Origin of the sequence: Nostoc sp., from assembly GCF_036917555.1 — a bacterium.
Classification (GTDB): domain Bacteria; phylum Cyanobacteriota; class Cyanobacteriia; order Cyanobacteriales; family Nostocaceae; genus Nostoc.
The window spans coordinates 25,684-41,974 of the sequence record NZ_JBALDD010000077.1 but is presented as its reverse complement, the minus strand read 5'-3'; the positions used below and the strand labels follow the sequence as shown (position 1 = coordinate 41,974).

Sequence of the window (16,291 nt, the reverse complement as noted above, 5' to 3'; positions counted from 1 at the left end):
GTAAGCGTCCGTCGGCTTTCCATCACTTTAGTATTGTGCAATGTCTACTGCTTTCCTGCTAGACTCTGAATAGTCCTTATGCTTTCAGAAATTATGGCATCTGTTGAGCAGATCATGAAAGAAGCCTTAACTTTGCCCAGTGCAGCGAGAGCATTGTTGGCAGAAAAACTAGTTGAAAGTCTTGAATTTGATGTAGACGAAACACTGCAAACACTGTGGACAGATGAAGCCAAGAAGCGTAGAGATGAAGTTTGTAGCGGTGCAGTTTCACCCATTCCTGGAGAGGAAGCGTTAGCTAGAGTAAGACAACTTTTGGAGTAATGAAATACGTCTTTCATCCAGTAGATCTGTTTTTGAAGTAATAGACTTTTTGCATTAATCAATGAGCTTTTACCCTAAATCCCTCTCCCAAGCTTGGGAGAGGGACTTTGAAATTCGCTCCCCTTCTCCCAATATTGGGAGAAGGGGTTGAGGGATGAGGGCAAATTTTGTGACAATATAGTTCAGAATGAGCAACAAAACCCAGATTGTAGAGACGAGATTTATCGCGTCTTGAAAGACCAATCGCATTGTCAGCCGAAACAATCGCATTGTCAGTCAAAACAATTGCATTGTCAGTCAAAACAATCGCATTGTCAGTCGAAACAATCGCATTGTCAGTCGAAACAATCGCATTGTCAGTCGAAACAATCGCATTGTCAGTCGAAACAATCGCATTGTCAGTCGAAACAATCGCATTGTTAGTCGAAACAATCGCATTGTCAGCCGATACAATAATTTGCTGGTACTACCTTTTTCTACGGCGACGGACTGTATAGGAGTGTGAGCCAGTGTCCTCTTCTCACGTTTATTTAGTAAGGTAATCAAAAAACGCGATCGCCGAGGAACACTACTAAAGGTATTAGTACAGTACAACGTAAATAAACCACCCATTCAAAATCAATGAAACGCTTACTCTGTATTCATTTTTAATTTTTAATTTTTAATTTTTAATTCCGCCTTGCGGTACTAGTTATCCCTTTGAGAATCGCTATAAGATGACTAAAAAGGTCTTCTACGTTTGGATGAAAATGACTGAGCAACGTGATGCTGACTCATCGTCAACTGATTCTCAGCAATTGACTGAACCGACCGACAAAAAGATTACCAAGTCAGTCGATAATTCCTGGACAAATCAGATTACTGGTGTGTGGAACAAAGCAACAACACGTCTAACGCAACTCTTACCCGTAGAACAACTGGCACAGACAGTTGTGGAATGGTTTAGTGTAAGTGATACTCAGGTTGCAGAGATTTTAGAGAAAATCCGAGCCGAACTGCCAACCACAGAAGCCCTCTTAATTGGTAAACCCCAAGCCGGAAAAAGTTCTATTGTCCGAGGATTGACGGGAGTTTCTGCCGAAATTGTCGGTCAGGGTTTTCGTCCTCACACGCAACACACCCAGCGCTATGCCTATCCTTCCAATGACCTGCCGTTACTGATTTTTACTGATACAGTAGGACTCGGTGATGTCAAACAAGATACTCAAACAATTATTCAGGAGTTAGTTGGCGATTTACAACAGGAAACTCGTTCCGCCAGAATCCTGCTTTTGACAGTTAAAATCAATGATTTTGCAACTGATACGTTACGACAAATTGCTCAACAGTTGCGCCAGAAGTATCCAGATATTCCCTGTCTGTTGGTAGTTACCTGCTTGCACGAAGTTTATCCTGGCGATACCGTCGATCATCCCACCTATCCGCCAGATTATCAGGAAGTCAATCGTGCATTTGCCGCCATGCAACAAGCTTTCGCAAAAATAACAGATCGCTCTGTACTCATTGACTTTACCTTAGAAGAAGATGGCTACACTCCGGTATTTTATGGCTTAGAAGCACTGCGAGATTCCTTGGCAGAACTACTCCCACAAGCAGAAGCCCAGGCGATTTATCAGCTATTAGATCGAGAAGAATCTGGGAAACAACTTGGCAACCTTTACCGAGATGCTGCCCGCCGTTACATTTTGCCATTTGCGATTATGTCTGCCACCCTAGCGGCTGTACCTCTGCCATTTACTACAATGCCCGTACTCACTGCCTTGCAAGTATCAATGGTGGGTCTGTTGGGTAAATTATATGGGCAAACAGTTACGCCATCTCAGGCGGGAGGAGTTGTGAGTGCGATCGCAGGTGGTTTTTTAGCACAGGCAATTGCTCGAGAGTTAATTAAATTTATACCAGGTATTGGTAGTGCGATCGCAGCCTCTTGGGCAGCAGCCTATACCTGGGCACTAGGGGAAGCAGCCTGCGTTTACTTTGGTGATTTAATGGGAGGTAAGAAACCCGATCAAGAGAAAATTCAACTGGTGATGCAAGAAGCATTTAAAGCGGCGCAAGAACGGTTTAAGGGAATCAAACATTAGGGGTAGTTGTTGGAGTTTCCAAGCCGTTTTCCTACACTTTCTCCTTGGCTGCTGGCACAATGCCAAACTTATTTAAACCTGCATCGATTTCCCTAAGTGTTTTAAAATCCTCCTCTGGTAAAGGATCGCTGCTACTGCTGAACAAACCCCCACTGACAGCAGGCTGCTTTTCCAAAAAAGAAAAAGCTTGGCGAAACTGATGTGGTTTAGCTTTAATGGGTGAATCAAAGTGACAAGAAATAATCCACTCAAAGTCCCAACTTGCAACTTTATCAGCCCAGTCAATGGTTTCTTGTGGTGCGCGATTGAGAATCAGCGTCTGTAAAATTGGTGCGACAAACAAACGCCCATCACCTCGCAGGGCATCAAACGATCGCTGCCAATCTGACTGCCATTTAAAAGGATACAATCCAAAATAAGCTTTCCTTGAGCGTTCTGGGGCTTTCAAGGAATCTTGTAACACCTGACTCCATCGGCGTATATCTAATGCCCTTGGTTGAAAGTACAAAGCAAACAGACAGATGCGCTGCCAACCCTTACGGCGATTTACCTGAATATCTGCAACAATATCAGAAGCATGATCCTTGGCATGAAATAGTAAAGGATATGGATCTAAGAGAATGATCGCAGGTGGATCTTTTGGGATCGAAAGTACAGAATCTGTGACTAAAAGAGTATGCGATCGCTTGTGGAAAAAAGCAACTTCCGCAAACCTACCAGGGCCAAGACCGATGGGGCCAAGCATTGCATAATCAAACTCGTCAGCAAAGGGTGTTTTGCTGCTATCTTCTGGAAGTACTTGAGTTCGTTCTGGGGGTAAACCAAGCCAGCTAAGAGGGAGATTTAGCGGGAAACTCCACTGATGGGGAGCCACAAACACCTGTGCAGTCGGAAAATATCTGGCGAAGGGGCCAACGAAGACCTTGTGTTCTATACCAGAGATAGTTGGCAGGATGATGTACTTAATGTTGCCATATTCTGCCACCAACTCATTCACAAGTCTGATGCACTCTGGGGTTGGTGCAACAGGCGCATAGACGAGAAGACCCCCGCTTTCCAACTTCACAACAGTCATGCGAATCGGTACGACAACGTAGAAAATGCCCTGAATCTGGTCAAAATTCCAGATTGTCTCCTTAAGCACTTCTTGACGAATTGTCTGCCGCCTACCGTAGGGGTAGAGTGGCACAACAGGCCATAATCCCCAGGAAAAATCCTTTGGATAAATCTGTTGTATATTGACTATGCGTTCATCATCAGCCACTCTGCAACCCCCTCCAAATTCCCAATACTCAAATTGTTTTTATTTGCTCTCCATGAAGTTGGAGTTTAGCAAATTGTTGAGATAATAATACCAATTTGTAATTCGTAATACTCGCCAAAGGCAAGAAGCAAGCCACATAATTAGTATTTCGTAATTAAAACGGGTTAGATTTCATCTGAATTTTCAACTTTGAATCTGTAGGTTTTTTTGCAAATGGTATAACCTAGCTTTTAACGAAACTAATAATAGGTGTTGTAAAGGTGTAATACTAACTTCCTCAAATTTATCGCCTATACTGTTGACAAAATTCTTAAGAGGTTTTTGGAAAAGTGGTTGGCTGTGATTTTAGGCACTAACTGATCCTCCCTAGCCCCCCTTAAAAAGGCTACCATCAATTCCAAACCACTCAGATGTATCCACATGAACGTAGTTTTGCGCCCACTGATTAAATATTTTGGCAAGAATATCAAAGTCTACTCCTATTAGTATCTGACGGATTGTCGAGGTTGATGGCACGCCATGTTTTTCAATTCTGAATTTATCAATCAATACACGACGATGGCGTTTTAGAAAGTCTCCCCATGCACGATATCCTACGTAGGCGCTCATTGTTCCCATAATCACAAACAGCAATACCATCCACAATTGATGTCTTTGCCCATCTTGGACTCGAAAATCTTTTACTTGCCGTAGTTGTTCAATCAGATTTGCACCCATTGTTTTCATCCCCTCGACGCTTGTCATTTTACATCTTTTAGGGAATGAAACAGCCCTGCCTTGGAAAGGGAGGATTAAGGGGGATAATAATATGATTAAAATTACAGCCAACTACTTTTCAAACAACCTTTTAAGCTGAGTGAGCACTAAAAACGAAAAATCAAAGTTTTCAGGCACATTTTACAAGAAGAATTAGGGATTTTTAGAATAGTAGGATAGTTTAATTGCTGTTGCTCATGCAAAAAAGCAACAGTTGCAGGTAAATCAGGATTACCCCGTCCCTGAATCGGTTGTAAAATTCGCACAACAACTGACAAAGCTAATAAGCGTGTAGTATGTATATAAACTATATATCCTAAGCAATATGAGTGCAGAGTTATTAACTATTGCTGGCTCAGTAGGAAAAGCAGTATTTCCAGAAATTGTTAAGAAAATCAATAGTGCATTAAATCCTACAGATTTAGAAAAAGCTTTGAAAGCAGGTGTACAATCCGCCGAAGAGTGGGATTCTAATCAAGATTCTGATAAGCATTTATTTTTTCATTGTACGCCAAAGAATGCGAGAGAACTTTTAGAGAGGTTTTTCAAAGATACAGGAGTTCAAGAAGAATTACAGAAGCCTTTTACAGAGAAAACAAGCCCTAATTTAGAAGTTTTAATTCAAATATTCCACAAAATTAAATCAGAAAAACTAAACTTAGAATTTCGCAATGAGAGTATTGAATATTGGCTGAAAAAGTTTGTAGATGCTTATTTTGAACACACCAATACATATTTAAAGTTTCAAATTGCTAAATCAGATTATCTCAAACAACTGTCACGCTATTTTGATGGTGTTGAATTTGTCGGGATAAAGGTAAAAACAAAAGAAGAAGAAAAATTTGCTAAACTACCGCAAATTTTTGTAATGCCTAATGTAGTTGAGCAGGTGGAAGTTAGAGAAAGCACAGTTTTAAAATTAAATCTAGATTTGGCTTTAGAAGAGACAGCAAACCAGCAACGTCAGCAAAATTTACTTTGGGGACAACAAAGTAGTGGCAAGAAATTCTCAGCCCAAGAACTGCTGAAAGAAAGTATACGCAATAAATTTGTTGTGTTAGGAGAACCAGGAATTGGTAAAACAACTTTAATGAGTTACTTTGCTGTGATGCTGGCTGAACAGCAGACTGAAAAACTCGGTTTATCAGCAGACTTAGAGTTACTGCCAATTTTGATTAGAATTAGAGACTTAGGCAAAGTTTCAACGAAGAATCTTTTAGAATATGTACGCAATTTTGCCAATAGTATTCATGTTAAAGAATTGCCCAAAGGTTTCTTTGAACATTGGTTAGAAGATGGGAGAGCGTTAATTTTACTTGATGGCTTAGATGAAATCGCTAAACCAAGCGATCGCCATGAATTCGTAAAGATAATTCACAGCTTTCTCGGACAATATTCTCAAAATCGGGCAATTATAACTTCGCGTCCAGCAGGTTATAGTCGAGAGTTTTTTGGTACAGATGAATTCCCTCATTATCAGCTAAAAAAATTTGATAATAGTCAAATTAATTTATTTATTCAGCAATGGTATAACAGCAGACTACCAAACAACCCGGAAGAAGCACAACACCGTCAAGAAAGCTTAAAAAAAGCATTAGCAGCACAAAAACGCATCAAATTCTTAGCACGCAATCCTTTACTACTCACAATTATTGCCTTGATTCATCGCTATGACGCACATTTGCCTAGACAGCGATATAAACTCTATGAACAGGCAGTTGATACGCTATTGATTAACTGGGATGTCAACAAGGGCATTGAGTCTTGGAAGCTGAATTATATTAAATTGGACGATATTAAAATATTGATGCAACGCCTTGCTTACTGGATTCATTCTCAAGGGGAAACTAGCGATAAAGAAGGTGGTACGCTGATTGATAGAGATGAGTTAATTACGCAATTAAGCCAATATATTTGTGAATTTAATTATCAAGTTAAAAGTCATCAAGCTAAAGCCGAAGCAGAACGCTTAGTTGACCATATTACAGAACGCTGTGGTTTATTAAACGAACAAGGTCAAGATAGATATGCCTTTGTGCATAAGACATTTCAGGAATATTTGGCAGGTGAAGAAATACGCGATCGCCAATCAGGAGACTTTAACGAAGTACTAAATCACATTCAAGATTATCTATACAATTCCCACTGGCGAGAGGTGTTGTTGCTGTTAATAGCTCAACAAAATCAAAATAACTCGAAAAAAATTATTGAAGCAATTCTGCAACAAGAGACTCCTTATGAAGAATGGCTGCACCGCAATCTTTTCTTTGCAGGTACTTGTTTAGCTGAAGATTTAAAATTATCTAATGGCAAATTGATTACAGATATTTTGCAGAAATTAGTTGAGCTTGAAGTTAGCAATTCTCAGCGAGTAGGTGAGAAAGTTCAATCACAGGTTTTTCAAATTCTTTGCAATTTAAATGAAACCCGGTTTCAAGCTCAAGCACTAGAACGGTTAAAAGCATCAGCAGGTTTGATAGGTAAAGGGCGACTGCGAGAATATCGGGCAGCTTTAGGTGAACAAGAGGAAGTATTAACAGAACTGCTGGGTTTACTCAAAGATGAGAGTGAGAATGTGCGTGACTCTGCTGCTAATGCATTGGGCAAGTTGGGCAACGCCTCGCCACAGGTAGTTGAAGCACTGCTGGGTTTACTCAAAGATAAGAGTGAGAATTTGCGTTTCTGTGCTGCTTTTGCATTGGGCAACTTGGGCAACGCCTCGCCACAGGTAGTTGAAGCACTGCTGGGTTTACTCAAAGATGAGAGTCAGAATGTGCGTCTCTGTACTGCTTTAGTATTGGGCAACTTGGGCAACGCCTCGCCACAGGTAGTTGAAGCACTGCTGGGTTTACTTAAAGATGAGAGTAAGAGTATGCGTTTCTGTGCTGCTTTTGTATTGGGCAACTTGGGCAACGCCTCGCCACAGTTAGTTGAAGCACTGCTGGGTTTACTCAAAGATGAGAGTGAGAATGTGCGTGACTCTGCTGCTTTTGCATTGGGCAAGTTGGGTAACGCCTCGCCACAGGTAGTTGAAGCACTGCTGGGTTTATTCAAAGATGAGAGTCAGAATGTGCGTAACTCTGCTGCTAATGCATTGGGCAAGTTGGGCAACGCCTCGCCACAGGTAGTTGAAGCATTGCTGGGTTTATTCAAAGATGAGAGTGTGCGTAACTCTGCTGCTTTTGCATTGGGCAACTTGGGTAACGCCTCGCCACAGGTAGTTGAAGCATTGCTGGGTTTACTCAAAGATGAGAGTCAGAATGTGCGTAACTCTGCTGCTAATGCATTGGGCAAGTTGGGCAGCGCCTCGCCACAGGTAGTTGAAGCATTGCTGGGTTTACTCAAAGATGAGAGTGTGCGTAACTCTGCTGCTTTTGCATTGGGCAAGTTGGGCAACGCCTCGCCACAGGTAGTTGAAGCACTGCTGGGTTTACTCAAAGATGAGAGTCAGAATGTGCGTGACTCTGCTGCTTCTGCATTGGGCAACTTAAGCAACGCCTCGCCACAGGTAGTTGAAGCACTGCTGGGTTTACTCAAAGATGAGAGTCAGAATGTGCGTAACTATGCTGCTGTTGCATTGGGCGAGTTGGGCAACGCTTCGCCACAGGTAGTTGAAGCACTGCTGAGTTTACTCAAAGATGAGAGTCAGATTGTGCCTAACTCTGCTGCTGAAGCATTGGGCAAGTTGGGCAAAAACTCCAGCAATGTTACTGCTACTGTCGCCAAATGGATTTCACAACACCAGGATTCAGAATATGTAGGAAATGGAATTGATGCGCTGTGGAATTTGGTAGTAACAGAAGAATAATTTTTGTTTTTTCACTGGAAGTTTTTAAAGAGTGCTGAATACTCAGCACTTTGTTGGTCAAGCAAACCATTGATATTCAGTTAAAAATCGAAGGTTGTGCGAAGCACACCCACATACTGCGTATCATTTCTGTTGTCGTTTTCTGGGTTGAGAATCACCCAAAAACCAGGAGTCACTGAGATGTTGTCATTCAGGCGGTAACGATAAAATGCTTCGATATGGTAAGCGTTGTCTCGGTCTTGACGGACATTACTGTTGGAGACATGCGGTGGTATACCAAAGAGAATTCCCGGCAGATTACCTCTACCACCCACATCAGGAAACGACATACCAATCGCCCCAAACCAGGCATTGGCATTGTCACCATTGTTCACAAATAGAGAATCTGTTCCACCCCTACCATTGGAAATATCACTCAAACCAGAATTCTCGGCATTTGCCCAAATATATCCACCCCAAGCGTGGACTTGGAAATTCGGGGAGAAGCGATAGTATCCCTGTGTGCCGACAATATCGTTAGAAGTAGCAATGTTGTTACCAAAGGGAGCGTTTGACAGAACGCTACCCGTCCCAGCGGCGAGATCGGTTGCTCCAGCAGGGCTATAGCCATGAGAGTAGGCAACACCGATCGCTCCTTGCTTACCATAATAGGCTAAGTGCGCTAAGGCATTGTAGCCGCCATCAAACAAGCTGTTGCTCCCCGATGGCACATTAGGACTGCTTGCTAAATAGCCCAAGGTGAGAACCAAGTCTTTGGTAATGTTCCAGTTAGCGGCTGCACCGCCGCCACCTCGCCGGAATAAAGGACTGTATGATCCAAATAGTGAAGGAACTCCATTGCCGTCATCAGCAATTGTGGGGGGAGTGACGGTGGTGGAAATGTCGGTGTAACCAATGCCTGTAGGCCCAACAACGAAGTTAAGGGAATCACTGACTGGGAAGTAATAACGGATGTGGGGGACAAAAAGTATATCGTTGCTGTCATAATCGAAGTTCAGGCGTGTCATCCCTGTGCCTGTGGCTGCGGCAATTTGGCTGACACCATTGGAATTCGCAAAGTTACCAAATTCTAGCCGGACTCGCAATAAATCTTTGCCAGTGAAACTGCTCTCAAAGTTGAGACGACCCCGATTTGCAAAGTAGAGATTGGATTCATCATCTTCGCCACCTACTCTATCACCAAAGGTATCGCTAACGGCGGTGATAATTTGAGCATTCAACCTAGTGGTAGTGGAAAACTGCTGCGCCTCTAATGTTGCTGTATGTGCCTCTAAGGTATCTACTCGTCCGCGCAGAGTTGTCAGTTCTGCGGCAAAATCTGACTGCAACTTTTGCAGCACTGCCAAATCTTGCTTATTAACTAAATCGCTAGTAGCTGTGGCAATTAACTCATTAATCCGATCCAAACAAGCATTTAAACCTGCGGCAAACTCATAACGGGTTAAGGCACGGTTCCCGCGATAGGTGGAATTGGGATAACCTGCAATACAGCCGTAGCGTTCCACCAGCGATTGCAATGCACCAAATGCCCAATCAGTTGGTTGTACATCAGAAAACTGGGAAACAGAATTTACTTGTCCCTGCAAATTCCGATTAGCATCTACTGCATTAGAATCATCTTCTGGAGGTGCTGCCCAAACTGCTGGAATTGCCAAAAATAGAAGAAAAAAGCTATGAAAAAAATTTTTAATCATTGTCTTATTACTTGAAAATGGTTTAATTGTGACTTTGTAACTAAAGAGATTAGACTCGAAGCAAAGCTTCCAGATTAGGAGTTAATCAGGATTAAAGTTACATATTTTGAGCGTTGGTTTTAGGTTACTTCAACCAACGCTATAACGTTTTGCTAATTGCTGCTTTTAATAGCCGCTTCTATAATCCGCATTAGATTAATTCCGTCTTCGGCATTAACAGTAATTGGCTCTAATTTAAATCCGGGATGTAAATCAATAAACGGCGCATGAAATACCATGCCGGATAAACCAGAAGAACAAAGAGCCGTATTGATAGTTTCCATCTTTTTACTGATTTACTGAAGCGAAAGTTTATATTTAGTTGTTGTCTAATATTTTTTCTATGATGTAGCATCACAGATAGGAATACAGACTCCTAATAATAATTAGTAAAATGCTGTATTTCTCAACACACTACTGCATACTTTTCAATTACTTTGCAGTCATCAGTTGTGAATAAGGCAGGAGGCAGAAGGTTGGAATTTATCTGTTGCTCTCAACCCCATCTAATCCCAAGCCAATTGTTTATAAAACTCCATAAAATCACGCTTGGTGAGACAAGGGGCTTAAGCCCCTTGTTATATTCAACAAAGCTGGTAATCGGTATAAGGCTAAAACTATTTGTCAAAGTCTTTTTTTAACAACCGCTCCAGACGCAGAGGACACAGAGATACGAATTATGAATTACGCACAGTGGTACTAGATGGATGCCAATTACATATCTTCTAACTCAATTCCTTTGGTTTCTTTAATAAAAAAGAGAATGAAAAAGAATGAGGTAGCCGCCGCAATTGTATAGAGTCCATAGGCAGAACCCAGACCGAAATATTGCAATATAGGAGGAAATGTTGTGGAAATTACGAAATTGGCAACCCATTGCATCGCAGCAGCAATCGAAAGTGCGGCGGCTCGAATTTTGTTATTAAACATTTCTCCCAACAGCACCCAAACCACTGGCCCCCAGGAGAAACCGAAGCAAAATACATAGAGGTTGGCTGCAATCAGAGCTATAGTCCCGGCACTTCCGGTAAGATTGGGGTTCCCAGCAGCATCGAGGGGAGCATTGCCAAAAAGATAAGCCATCGTCCCCAAGGTCAAGGTCATGCCGATTGACCCTAGTATGAGTAAGGGCTTGCGACCAAATTTATCTACGAAGGCGATCGCAATCAGTGTTGTAATAATGTTGACGGCTCCTGTAATCACCGTGATTGATAGGGAATCTTTTTCGGAAAACCCGACAGCACGCCACAAAACGCTGCTGTAGTAGAAGATTACATTAATACCAACAAATTGCTGTAATACAGATAAGCCTATTCCTATCCAAACAATTGGCAGGAGTCCGCCACTTCTGCTTAAGAGGTCAGAAAAGCTGGGTTGGCGTTCACGAAGCACTGTCTGCCGAATTTCTTCAATTTTTGGCAGTACGTCACCCCCTAAAATTTTGGTCAGAACGTTAGCAGCTTCTGGTTCTCGTCCTTTAGCAACCAAATAACGGGGAGATTCAGGAATTGTTAAAGCTACCATCCCGTAGAATACTGCTGGCGGGACTGCTGTCCAAAACATCCAGCGCCAAGCTGCAACCCCAAACAAAAACGGCGAGTCTGCTGAACCTGCTGACACAGCGATAAAGTAGTCGCTCAATAAGGCGACGAAAATTCCTACTACGATCGCTAATTGTTGCAGAGATCCTAACCTTCCCCGCAAATGGGTGGGAGAACATTCGGCAATGTAAGCCGGCGCGATAACGCTAGCAACGCCGATGCCAATCCCACCCAATAATCGCCAAAAGATAAAATCCCAGATAGTGAAGGCAAACCCTGAGCCAATGGCGCTGATAGTAAACAACGCCGAAGCGACCACCATTGCGTTGACTCGACCATAACGGTCTGCAATCTGTCCGGCAAAGAAGGCTCCTACCGCAGACCCCAGTAACGCTAGGGACACTGCTAGCCCTGTCACCAAACTATTGGTATTAAAAGCTTTTGCTAGAGATAAAACCGCGCCGTTGATTACAGCAGTGTCAAAACCGAATAAAAACCCGCCGAGAGCAGCGGCACCAGCAATCAAAATGACATAAAACGTGTTGGATTTACGACGAACAGTAGTGGAAGACATAGTTTATATATTGGGGATTGGGGATTGGGAATTGGGGAGTGAGAAGTGGGGGGCAGGAGAGTAGAAACCAAAGACTCATTAACGGAGTTCCAAGACTCATCCTCTATTCTCAATGCCCAATTCCCAAAGAAATTAATTCTTTATCGTCTGGAACGTCTGCGTAACCGATCGATCATTACTGCCAAAATAATTACTAGTCCTTTGACGACTAGTTGCCAGAAGTAAGATAGGTTCAACAGAGTTAAACCGTTGTTGAGAATAGCAATGATTAATGCACCTAGAAGTGTGCCGCCTATGGTACCAATACCGCCTGTAAAGCTGGTTCCACCTAGAATAACAGCTGCGATCGCATCTAATTCATAACCCTGACCTAATACGCCACTGGCACTATAAAGACGGCTGGCGCTCATGATTCCTCCTAAGCCTGCCAGTAATCCGCTAATACCATAGACGAATAGCAAGACACGATTAACTTTAATCCCAGTTAATCTGGCTGCCCGCTCGTTACCACCGACAGCATATATCTGCACTCCTAAAACAGTTTGGCGTAGCACAAACCAGCTAACTATCACTGTCAGTAGCGCAATGATCACTAACCAAGGAAAGGGGCCAATATATGTATTACCCACCCAAGCAAAATTTATGTCCCGGTTAATCACCGTTGTTCCTTTGGCAATCAAGAAGGCAACACCCCGCAAGGCTGTAAGTGAACCTAGCGTCACAATAAAAGGTGGTACATCCAAAAAGGTGATCAGGGCACCGTTGAGTAAGCCTAAAAGTAATCCTGCTAGCAAGGCAGCAGGTACAGCCGCCCAACTTAAAGCTGGCAGTAGCGATACCAGCAGGGCAACTACGGCAGAAACAGCTAAGATTGACCCAACAGAAAGGTCAATACCTCCGGTGAGAATTACGAAGGTCATTCCTGTCGCCAGCACAATATTGATTGATGCCTGACGCAAGATATTAACGATGTTACCGCCTGTAAGGAAGTTGGGAGAAAGGAATGCAAATAAGATGCAGATAATTACTAAGATTGGCAGAATACCCGCAACTTCCAACAGAGTGCTGATTGATTTCCGGTTGCTGGATACGGGATTGTTGGCTGATTTATTGATAGGCGGTCTGACTGTCTGACTCATGATGCTAATACCTCCGATGCTCCAGTTGCATAGTGCATAATCTTTTCTTGGGTGATTTCTTTGCCAAGACTGCCATCCAGTTCGCCTACCAGCTGCCCTTCTCGCATCACCAAGACGCGATCGCTCATGCCGACAATCTCCGATAGTTCGCTGGAAACCATTAAAATAGCAACACCTTGTGCTACTAATTCGCTCATAATTCGGTAAATTTCGCTTTTAGCACCGATATCTACGCCGCGTGTCGGCTCATCTAACATCAGTACTTTGGGCTTAATGGCTAACCAACGTGCTAGCAGTAGTTTCTGCTGATTACCACCAGAAAGATCCAATGCTCTAATTTCCAAATTGGCTAGGCGGATATTAAAGTTTTCCACCGCCTCTGTTGACAGCCGATTCACTGAACCCCAGTTAACAATTCCAGCTTTAGCATCCTGCTTGAGTGTGTTGATAGCAATATTCTTGCGGGAACTCATCTCCAGAAATAAACCTTGGTCTTTCCGGTCTTCCGGGACGTACCCAATTCCGGCAGCAATGGCATCACTGGGAGTGTTAATTTCCAGTTTTTTGCCATTCAAGAAGACTTCACCACTGGCCTTACGGTCTGCACCAAAAATCAGCCGGGATAGTTCTGTGCGTCCTGCACCTACCAACCCTGCTAAACCGAAAATTTCTCCAGCATGAAGTTCAAAACTAGCTGCTGGCTCAATCTTCTTGCGGGCGTCGCTCATATTTCTGACTGACAGCACGACGGGGCCCGGATTCATTTGCCGTTGATGTTCGTAAAAGTCTTGCATGGAGCGACCGACCATCATCTGCACCAATCGCTGGGGAGAAATTTCACTGCGTGTCAAACTACCAATATATTGACCATCGCGCAGTACGCTAATCCGGTCAGCTAGAGCATAGATTTCTTCCATGCGATGGCTGATGTAAATAATCGCAATCCCATCACGCCGCAGTTTGCGAATTACCTCAAATAAATGGTCACTCTCGCGGTCAGACAATGCTGCTGTTGGTTCATCCATCACCAAAACGCGGCTTTTATCCTTCAGCGCCCTGGCAATTTCCACTTGCTGCTGTTCTGCGATCGATAAGGTACCAACTATAGTCTGCGCGGTAAAATTGGCTCCAAGGCTTTCCAGCACTTCCTCTGCTTCCAGTTGCATCGCTTTGCGGTCTAAAAACTGACCTCGCCGCAACTCGCTACCCATAAACATATTTTCGGTAACGGTTAAATTCGGTGCAACATTCAGTTCTTGATAAATGAGATTAATACCCGCCTTGCGTGCTGTCGCCGGATCGGTAATTTTCAGCGGTTGACCATTGATGCGAATTTCTCCTTCATCGGCAATGTAAGCCCCTGCCAGGATTTTCATCAATGTGCTTTTGCCTGCTCCATTTTCACCCATGAGGGCGTGAACTTCTCCCGGATAAATTGTGAGATTAACATTTTGGAGTGCAGATACACCATGAAATCGTTTTGTAATTTCTTGCATTTCTAACACTGGGGTGTTAGTTGGTGCATCAGAAAGTAAGGTTTCAATATTTGTTGTCATGAGCAAAACCTGTAAAAACTATTTAAAATTTGCGATTCTAAATTAGAAATTAATAAACTCATATTTTATTGCTTGCAAAATCATGTTTTAAAAGCTGACTACTAGTTTGAAAGTACGGAATGGTGAGTGGGGAAGAGACATTTTCATACTTTGTTGTTAACGTTACTTCATGGAGGTTGTTGGGAAAATTTGAGTGCTATAAATAGACAATCAGACTTTCCCCTGATGCACATATATAGTGGTTATAGATAGGGTGCAGCGGGTTTCTAACCTCTTTATAAACTTATCTTTCTATTAAAGAAAAACCAGAAAATAGAGATGAGCTTTGGTATTAATTTAAGTGAAAACCGCTGGACATTTTAGGTATGTGCAAAAACTTTACAAAAGCACCAAAGGATTTATATCAAAAAACATAATTTTCAACTGCAAATTGACAATTTTTATTACTCCCAGCCTTTTTCTGTGCTGACGTTATCTTTTGTGATCAACTTAACTGGAATCAAAATGGTGGGACTGCTAGGTTTTTTCCCATTTAAAATGTCATTGCCAACTTGAACGGCTTTTTCAGCCATCCCTCGCGGATTTTGAGTAGCAGTTGCAGCATATAAACCATCTTTAGCTGCGATCGCAGTTATTGCTTCTGGCGCACCATCAACCCCGACAATAAAGAAATCTTTACGTTGTGCTTGGTTAGCTGCGAGTTCTGCGCCGACTCCACTCGGATCGTTAATGGCAAAAACAGCATCAATTTTCGGAAAGGTTGTGAGCAAATCAGTCATAACTCTGAGTCCTCCATCCCGACTACCATCTGCATTCTGGTTTTTAGAGAGGATTTTGATATCGGGATATTTAGACAATACACTCTCGCAGCCACTAACTCGCTGAATCACCGAATCCACTGGCGGGCCATTAACTATTACTACATTGCCTTTCCCTTTAAGGCGGTCAGCAATATATTTGCAACTAACTTCTCCAGCTTGGATATTATTAGTAGTGATGGTGGCATCCACACCTCCCTCAGCACCTGTGTCTACGGCAATGACAATTCTACCTGCAAGTTTGGCTTTTTCAACTATTGGCTTAATTCCACTTTTATCAGCAGCATTCAAAACAATGATATCAGTATTCGCAGCAGTAAAATTTTCAATTTGATTGGCTTGTTGGTTAAGGTCATAAGCACTGGAAGCTATAATAACATTGACATCTTTTCCGCCAATTCTCTTTGCTTCTGCCTCAACTGCTTGTCCCATAACGACGAAGAAAGGGTTACTTAGATCGCCAACAGTGAAGGCAACCGATCGCAACTTTGTATTCCCAGTGGCGGTTTTAGTTTCTGCACTAATATTGGTAGCAGGTTTAATATCAGTGTTAGTAGCGGTATTGTCATCAGAAGAACCATTTGTACAGCCTATAAGACTGCTACTGATAATACCTAGTAAGCTAGCTGCGATTACGCTTCGCGTAACACCAGAGGTGAACGCAATCTTTTTCACATTCATATATCTCCTACAAGTC

12 protein-coding genes are annotated in these 16,291 nt (G+C 42.7%); 4 read left to right on the top strand and 8 right to left on the bottom strand.

Annotation, left to right across the window (positions count from 1 at the left end):
• The first annotated feature begins 93 nt into the window (after positions 1–93).
• The 3 genes from V7K60_RS29665 to V7K60_RS29655 all read left to right on the top strand — a co-directional run bounded on the left by V7K60_RS29665 (position 94) and on the right by V7K60_RS29655 (position 2,405).
• On the top strand, positions 94–321 hold the full coding sequence (locus tag V7K60_RS29665; RefSeq protein ID WP_334931366.1) for an addiction module protein: 228 nt from the start codon (positions 94–96) through the stop codon (positions 319–321).
• A 247-nt stretch (positions 322–568) separates the two neighbouring features.
• Positions 569–826: a hypothetical protein gene (locus tag V7K60_RS35460; protein ID WP_442944493.1), complete on the top strand. Its 258-nt coding sequence runs from the start codon at positions 569–571 to the stop codon at positions 824–826.
• Positions 827–1,070: 244 nt separating this feature from the next.
• A complete protein-coding gene (locus V7K60_RS29655; RefSeq protein ID WP_334931364.1) occupies positions 1,071–2,405 on the top strand; it encodes a GTPase family protein in 1,335 nt (444 codons plus the stop codon).
• A 31-nt stretch (positions 2,406–2,436) separates the two neighbouring features.
• On the opposite strand, the gene V7K60_RS29650 is transcribed toward V7K60_RS29655, so the two are convergent.
• The gene (locus V7K60_RS29650) at positions 2,437–3,669 is read right to left on the bottom strand and encodes a DUF4336 domain-containing protein (RefSeq protein WP_334931004.1); all 1,233 of its coding nucleotides are present in this window, start codon (positions 3,667–3,669) and stop codon (positions 2,437–2,439) included.
• Positions 3,670–4,035: 366 nt separating this feature from the next.
• Entirely contained in the window at positions 4,036–4,413 is a 378-nt protein-coding gene (locus tag V7K60_RS29645; RefSeq protein ID WP_334931002.1) for a transposase family protein, read from the bottom strand.
• Between the two features lie 337 nt (positions 4,414–4,750).
• Here V7K60_RS29645 and V7K60_RS29640 point away from each other — a divergent pair, with 337 nt between their 5' ends.
• Positions 4,751–8,233, top strand: a complete 3,483-nt coding sequence (locus V7K60_RS29640) for a HEAT repeat domain-containing protein (protein ID WP_334931000.1) — start codon at positions 4,751–4,753, stop codon at positions 8,231–8,233.
• 80 nt (positions 8,234–8,313) lie between these two features.
• Here the strand turns inward: V7K60_RS29640 and V7K60_RS29635 are convergent, their stop codons facing one another.
• The 6 genes from V7K60_RS29635 to V7K60_RS29610 form a co-directional block, all read right to left on the bottom strand.
• Entirely contained in the window at positions 8,314–9,927 is a 1,614-nt protein-coding gene (locus V7K60_RS29635; RefSeq protein ID WP_334930998.1) for an iron uptake porin, read from the bottom strand.
• Positions 9,928–10,079: 152 nt separating this feature from the next.
• Positions 10,080–10,250, bottom strand: coding sequence for a hypothetical protein (locus tag V7K60_RS29630; protein ID WP_334930996.1), 171 nt, complete (start codon positions 10,248–10,250; stop codon positions 10,080–10,082).
• Between the two features lie 430 nt (positions 10,251–10,680).
• Positions 10,681–12,081: a sugar porter family MFS transporter gene (locus V7K60_RS29625; protein WP_334930994.1), complete on the bottom strand. Its 1,401-nt coding sequence runs from the start codon at positions 12,079–12,081 to the stop codon at positions 10,681–10,683.
• A 140-nt stretch (positions 12,082–12,221) separates the two neighbouring features.
• Positions 12,222–13,220 (bottom strand): ABC transporter permease subunit, encoded by a 999-nt coding sequence (locus V7K60_RS29620; RefSeq protein WP_334930992.1) that lies wholly within the window; start codon positions 13,218–13,220, stop codon positions 12,222–12,224.
• Positions 13,217–14,776 (bottom strand): sugar ABC transporter ATP-binding protein, encoded by a 1,560-nt coding sequence (locus V7K60_RS29615; protein ID WP_334930989.1) that lies wholly within the window; start codon positions 14,774–14,776, stop codon positions 13,217–13,219. The genes V7K60_RS29620 and V7K60_RS29615 overlap by 4 nt, the downstream gene beginning before the upstream one ends.
• A gap of 443 nt (positions 14,777–15,219) precedes the next feature.
• The gene (locus V7K60_RS29610) at positions 15,220–16,275 is read right to left on the bottom strand and encodes an ABC transporter substrate-binding protein (protein WP_334930987.1); all 1,056 of its coding nucleotides are present in this window, start codon (positions 16,273–16,275) and stop codon (positions 15,220–15,222) included.
• Positions 16,276–16,291 lie beyond the last annotated feature (16 nt).